Consider the following 6,537-nt stretch of genomic DNA (forward strand, 5'->3'; position numbering starts at 1 on the left):
CCGGCGATGCGCTTTCCGGTGTCGTTCTCCCAACGGCGGCTGTGGTTCCTGGAGCAGCTGACGCCGGGTGAGCCGACGTTCCACATGCCGTACGCGATGTGGCTGGAGGGGCCACTGGACGTCGAGGCGTTCCAGCGCGCGATGGATGCGCTGGTCGCCCGGCACTCGGTGCTGCGGACCAGCATCGTCGCCATCGACGGCGCCCCCGAGCAGGTCGTCGCCGACTCCGGCACGGTGCCGATCGAACGCATCAGCCTGCCGGCCACCCCGTCCGACGCCGACGCTCGCCGGCTGGCGGGCGAGGTCGCGGCCGAACGTGCCGTCCGACCCTTCGATCTGGCGCGCGGACCGCTGCTGCGGGCGGCCCTGATCGACGCCGGCGGGGACCGCTGGCTGCTCAGCCTGGTGATGCACCACATCATCAGCGACGGCCTCTCGCTGCAGATCCTGATCGGCGAGCTGTCGGCGATGTACCGGGCTGAGACGACCGGGGCGCCGGTGTCGCTGCCGCGGTTGTGGATGGAGTACGGCGACTACGCCGTCTGGCAGCAGGACCGGCTGCGCGGGGAGGAGCTGGACCGCCAGCTGCGGTACTGGCGCGAGCAGCTGCGCGGGGCGCCGACCATCCTCACGCTGCCCACCGACCGTTCCCGGCCGGCGCACCAGTCCTCCCGGGGCGGGGTCGCCACCGTCTCGCTGGGTGACGCGACCACCAGCCGGCTGGCGGAGCTCGCGGCCGGCTGCAACGCCACCATGTTCATGGTCTTCCTGACCGGGTTCGTGGCGGCGCTGTCGCGCTACGCCCGGCAGAGCGAACTGCTGGTCGGCACTCCGGTGAGCGGGCGCACCCATGGGGAGCTGGACCCCATCATCGGCCTGTTCACCAACACCGTCGCGCTGCGGACGTCGCTGGCCGGGGACCCGACCTTCGCCGAGCTGGTCGGCCGGGTCCGCGACACCACCGTGGAGGCGCTGTCCCACCAGGAGTTGCCGTTCGAGAAGCTTGTCGAGGAGTTCGCCCCGGAGCGCTCGCTGGCGCACGCGCCGCTGATGCAGGTGCTGTTCATCTACCAGTCGCTGACCCCGCCGACGCTGGACCTGCCCGGGGTCAAGGCCAGCAGCCGGGCGCTGTTCACCGGAACGGCGAAGCTCGACCTGACCCTGTACGCCGACACCTCGGACGGGCAGCACGCCACGCTGGCGCTGGAGTACAACGCCGACCTGTTCGACGCGCCGTGGGCAGAGCGGTTCCTGGGCTGCCTGGCCCTGCTGCTGGAGCACGCCGCCGCTGATCCGCAGACGCCGGTGCTGGACCTGCCGATGCTGACCCCGGCCCAGAGCCGGCAGCTGGTCGCCGACCGCAACCGGCGCAGCCTGCCCGAGCCGCCCGCGGCGGAGCAGCCGATCGACGTCCGGGCGCTGCTGCAGGCCGCCACCTCGCAGGTGATCGATGCGGCCGGCTCGACTCCGATGGCCGAGGTGTGCGAGGGGGCCGCGCGGCTGGCCCGGGTGCTCGCCGAGCGTGGCGTGGGCCCCGAGACGCCGGTCGGGCTGTGCCTCGGACGCGGCGTGCCGATGCTGACCGCGCTGCTCGGGGTGTGGTGGGCCGGTGGCGCGTACGTGCCGCTGGACCCGGACTTCCCCCGGGGCCGGCTGGCCGCGATGGCCGGCGGCGCCGGGGTGCGGATCATCGTCTCCGACGGCGCCCACCGCGAGCTGGCGGGCTCGATCGCGGACGGCGTCGAGGTGCTGGACGTCGAGAACGAGGCGGTCGCCGCCGCGCAGCCGCTGCCGGCCAGGCCACTGCCACCGGACGCGCTGGCCTATCTGATCTTCACCTCCGGCTCCACCGGCCAGCCCAAGGGCATCGGCATCGAGCACCGGGCGGTGGCGAACCTGCTGGCGTCGTTCCGGCGCTCGCTGGACCTGGGCCCGGGCGACCGGTTCGTGGCGGTCACCACGCTGTCGTTCGACATCGCCCTGCTGGAGCTGCTGTTGCCGCCGATCTGCGGGGCGGACCTGGTGATCGCGACCGGGGAGCAGACCCGCGAGCCCGACCGGCTGCGCGCGCTCATCGCCGGCAGCGGCGCCACCGCGATGCAGGCCACCCCGCAGACCTGGCGGCTGCTGCTGGCCGCCGGTGGGGTGCCCGAGTCGCTGCGGCTGCGGCTGTGCGGCGGGGAGGCGCTGCCCCGGGACCTGGCCGACCAGCTTCGAGCCCCGCAGGCGGTGCTGTGGAACGTCTACGGCCCGACCGAGACGACCGTGTGGTCAGCCGCCGGCGTCGTGGCCGAGGGGCCCGGCCCGGTCGTGGTCGGCGAGCCGATCGAGCACACCCGGGTGTACCTGCTGGACGACCGGCTCGCGCCGGTGCCGGTCGGCGTGGTCGGCGAGGTATACCTGGCCGGGCGGGGGGTGGCGCGCGGGTACCACGAACGGCCCCGGCTGACCGCCCGGTCGTTCCGGCCGGACCCGTGGAGCGAGGAGCCCGGCGCGCGGATGTACCGCACCGGCGACCTGGGACGGTGGCGGGAGGACGGTGGCCTGGAGCTGATCGGACGCACCGACCACCAGGTGAAGATCCGGGGCTTCCGGATCGAGTGCGGGGAGATCGAGGCCGTGCTGCGGTCCCACCGCGACGTCCGGCAGGCGGCGGTGGTGGCGGCGGCCCGGGGGGACGAGCCGGTGCTGGTGGCCTACATCGTGCCGCGCCGGGGCAGCGCCGCCGCCGATCCCGAGGCGGACCTGCTCGAGCTGTTCCGGGCGCACCTGCGGGCCGCGCTGCCGGACTACATGGCGCCGGCGTTGATCGTGGCGCTGCCGGCGCTGCCGTTGACCCCGAACGCCAAGGTCGACCGGGCCGCGCTGCCGGCTCCGGAGTGGGAGCTGCGGCCGGCGGCTGACCGGGTCCCGCCGCGCAATCCGGTCGAGGAGACCCTGGCCCGGATCTGGGCCGAGCTGCTGGCCACCCCCACGGTGATCGGCATGACCGACAACCTGTTCGCCCTGGGCGGGCATTCGCTGACCGCGACCAGGTTCGTCGCCCGGGTCGCCGACAGCTACGGGGTGAACCTGCCGGTGCACCAGATCTTCGCCCATCCGACCATCGGCGAGCTGGCCGAGATCGTGGCCGCCGATCCGGACTTCGGCCGGGCGGACTCGGCGCAGGAGTCCGAGCTGGACGCGCTCAGCGACGACGAGCTGGACCAGTTGTTGCGAGCGGCGCTGGCCCAGCGCAACCGCCGCCGGGCAGGTCCGGGCGAAGCGGACTCCTAGCCGCCGGACGTTCTGCTAGCCCCCGCTCGATGGCCGAGCACCCTGGATGAAGTGCGGCACGAACTGCATGCGGGTGAGCATCGAGAGCACCGGCGTGGCCGGCGTGATCCAGGTCTCCAGCCCCCGCAGCCGACCACCCATCAGGTAGGGGCAGCACGACAGGCCGACCTGCCGGGTCCGCACCCCGTCATCGGTGTACTCAGGCAGCGAGAATTGGGTGGGATGGACGCGCTCTTGCACGATCCACGGCACGTGGTCGGCTCGGCATGCCATGACGAGAGACCGCCACGTCTCGGGGTCGATGTTGCACCCGAAATGGACGTCCGCCCCTTGGTGTGAATCGGCCTTCTTGAGAATGTACTTATCTTTCAAGCAGATAACCCGGTTAACGGTCGGTTCTGCGAGCAGCCCGAGTATCCGGGTCCAGGGCAGCAGGGCGTCGATCGCGTCTTGCTCGGTGATGGTGAGGCCGGCCGGCCGGGCGGCTGGATCACTCAACCATGCCAGGAATAGCTTGGAGGCCAGGACCGAGAAGCCGAGCGGCACGGTGCACGTGGGGGTCAGCGGAGCGAGCTCCGCCAACATGGCGGCGAACCGCTCGCGGTCCCTGTTGACGGTGAAGATCGAGCAGGAGCGGTGCAGGTACCCGATCCGACCGGTAGCTTCGGCCGGGTCGTTGCCGAACCCGGTGTCACCGGCGAAGTGCAGCAGGTGCCGTGCGGTGGCCGGCCCGCGATTCAGGTAGTCGATCAGCGGCGCAAGCTCCCGGCGGGTCGCGGGGGTGTCAGGCATGATCCAGTGAAAGTCGCTCGGCTGCTCACCGGCGAGCTCCAGGAAGTAATCGGTCATGCCCTGCAACGGCCGGCCGAAATCCCGGTACTCCTGCTCGACCTCGAACAGCTCGCTGGCGATGTCCCACATGTCGTCGGGACGTTCCTGCCCGGCCGCGTAGGTGTCGAAATTCGTCTCGACCACTTTCGGCCCGTCGTCGGTCAGCACCACATCGGGTCGGCCGAACAGGAACCGCAGCGGCTCCGCATCGTCCGGGCCGCCACGCTGCGGCTCGTCAACTAGCACCGGCCAGTCCAGGTAGTACTGTCGCACCATTTCGGCGATCTCGGCATACCTGCGGCCGGCCGGGGTCAGCGGGCCCCGGTCGTGCAGCGCCCTGAGCAGGCGCACGTGTGCCAGGTAGAGCTGCCGCATCGCCTCGGCGAACCGCTCGGCAGACGCCCACGGCGTGTAGACCGGGGCGAACAGGGTTGCCGGAGTCTGATCGGCCCAAGCGAGTTTGGCCTGGAGGCGGCGGAATTGCTGCAGAACCTCAGCAGGTCCACCACCTGCCCGGGTCGGCAGTGGGCGGATCTCGGGATCGGCGAAGGTCATTCGGCGAGGACTGTCGGCGGCTGCATGAAGCCGAGCCGGCCAATATTGGTGGTTTCCTCCACGGAGGTTCGGATGAACAGGCCCACGGCCTGGCCGGCGAACAGAAAGCAGGCCAGATTGGTGAACACCGGTACCGGATCGCCACCGTCGATCGGGTTCAGCGTCGACTCCAGGCCTGGCGCCAGCCGTTGCGCCACCCAGTCCTCACTTGCTTCGGCAGCTCGCGCCTCTGCCAGCGCCCGGTGCCAGTCCTGGTCCGTCACCGACCGGCCGATCATCATGTCTCGGCCTCGAGTACTCAGTGATTTCTTCAGTACGAACCGCTCCCGCTGGGTGGCCAGCTGATCGAGCATCCTGGCGTCGGCCCGGCGGATCACCACCGTGTACGGCACGATCTCGGCGACCAGCGCCCGTTCGGCCTCGGTGCTGTGCTGGGCGAACAGGTCGCTGTGCAGAAAGGCGAGCGCGCTCTTTTGCTCGGTCAGGTACATGGCCCCGAAGCTGTTGATCGCGTGCACCGCACCGTCCCGGTATGCCTGAAGGTAGGCATCCACTTCCGCCGTGGTCCGGCTGAAGGCGCACTCGAACGCATCCGGTCCTGACGAATCGTCGAACTTGTTGTAGGTGAGGTCTACCGGCAGGCCTGCGAGCACCAGCTGGCCGTTGCGGTAGCTCAGATCCTCGACATAGCCACGAGCGACCGGCAGGCCGATCTCCCGGAACTGTTTGACGATATTGTCGAGCTCATTGGTCATAGTGAGGTAACGGCTGTTCAGGACACCCACGCCGGACACCGGGTGCCCGGCGGCCGCCGCCGCGGCACGCACCGCAGTGGCAAAGGAATTCCGACGCTCCAGGGGGAGCGCCCGGCGGCGCAATCCGAGGGCATCCAGGCGTGCCTGGACCCGGCTGCCAGCCGCCAACTCCCCGAAATATACGGCAGTGGTCGCTGACGAGGGGCAGTGGGTGTTCAACTCATAGATCTGCGGGATACCTGATGCGCTCACCGTGAAGTCGTAGCGGCAGACCCCGATCTGGTGTCCTGAGGCGGCTTCGATCCGTATGAGCTCGTCGTGGCGGGGCGCCAGGTTGAAGAACCGGCGCACCTCCGCCTCGGCCAGGTACAGATCGATCGAGCGTTCGAGCAGCGGGAACAGCCGCTCGAAGCGGTCGACGATAACGTCGTAGGTCGACGAGCCGATCAGCAGCGGACGCGGGTCGAACGGCATGGCCCGGGTGTCGTACAGGACTCCTGACCGGACCAACCCCCGTTCGAAGTCGGCGGCATCGGCGCGTACCTCGTCCATCGGCACCAGGTCAGCGAACGAGGTATCCAGCAGATTCGCCATTCCGTTGCCGCGCATCGCCTCAGTCAGCGAGGTTGCCAGTGGAGCGTTCAGCGAGGTTGACACGGCAACCCTTCCAGATAGAGAGGCGCGAAAAGTTGTTAGTCACTTATGCCGTATTGAAGCATAAATAGAATGAATCTGGTAATGTGCGCTAATGGCACTCGACACCCTCAAGGCTGAGGGCGCAGCGTTCCTGGCGGCAGCGGCAGAGATCCCGATCTTCACTCCGCGGCACCGCAGCACCGGGCCGTTCAGCGGCGGCACGCTCGCGCTGAGCCACGGCGAGGCGCTCGACCTCGCAGGCCTGGACTACCTGGCGCTCGGTTCCGAGCCCGCTGTCAAGGCGATCCTGGCCGACAGCCTGGCCTCGCACGACTGTGCGATCCCGGGAAGCGAGGCGGTGATCCAGACCCAGCAGACCTACGATCTGGAAGCCGCTCTGGGCGCGTACCACTTCGGCGCCGGCACAGCGGCTACTTTCACTTCCGGCTACTCGACCAACTTCGCCTTGATGGAAGCACTCGGG

General features: G+C 69.8%; 3 protein-coding genes and 1 pseudogene. 2 read left to right on the forward strand and 2 right to left on the reverse strand.

What is annotated here, in order from left to right:
• The first annotated feature begins 6 nt into the window (after positions 1–6).
• The gene (locus VF612_RS06810) at positions 7–3,276 is read left to right on the forward strand and encodes an amino acid adenylation domain-containing protein (RefSeq protein ID WP_408659097.1); all 3,270 of its coding nucleotides are present in this window, start codon (positions 7–9) and stop codon (positions 3,274–3,276) included.
• Positions 3,277–3,291: 15 nt separating this feature from the next.
• On the opposite strand, the gene VF612_RS06815 is transcribed toward VF612_RS06810, so the two are convergent.
• Together VF612_RS06815 and VF612_RS06820 are read right to left on the reverse strand one after the other, a co-directional pair.
• Positions 3,292–4,662, reverse strand: coding sequence for a hypothetical protein (locus VF612_RS06815; RefSeq protein WP_408659098.1), 1,371 nt, complete (start codon positions 4,660–4,662; stop codon positions 3,292–3,294).
• Positions 4,659–5,891, reverse strand: a complete 1,233-nt coding sequence (locus VF612_RS06820; protein ID WP_408659099.1) for a hypothetical protein — start codon at positions 5,889–5,891, stop codon at positions 4,659–4,661. Before VF612_RS06820 ends, VF612_RS06815 begins: the two co-directional genes overlap by 4 nt.
• Before the next feature lie 274 nt (positions 5,892–6,165).
• Between VF612_RS06820 and VF612_RS06825 the strand changes: the two are divergent.
• Positions 6,166–6,537: pseudogene (locus VF612_RS06825) on the forward strand (hypothetical protein); the annotation flags it as partial.

Origin of the sequence: Jatrophihabitans sp., from assembly GCF_036388195.1 — a bacterium.
GTDB lineage: Bacteria > Actinomycetota > Actinomycetes > Mycobacteriales > Jatrophihabitantaceae > Jatrophihabitans_A.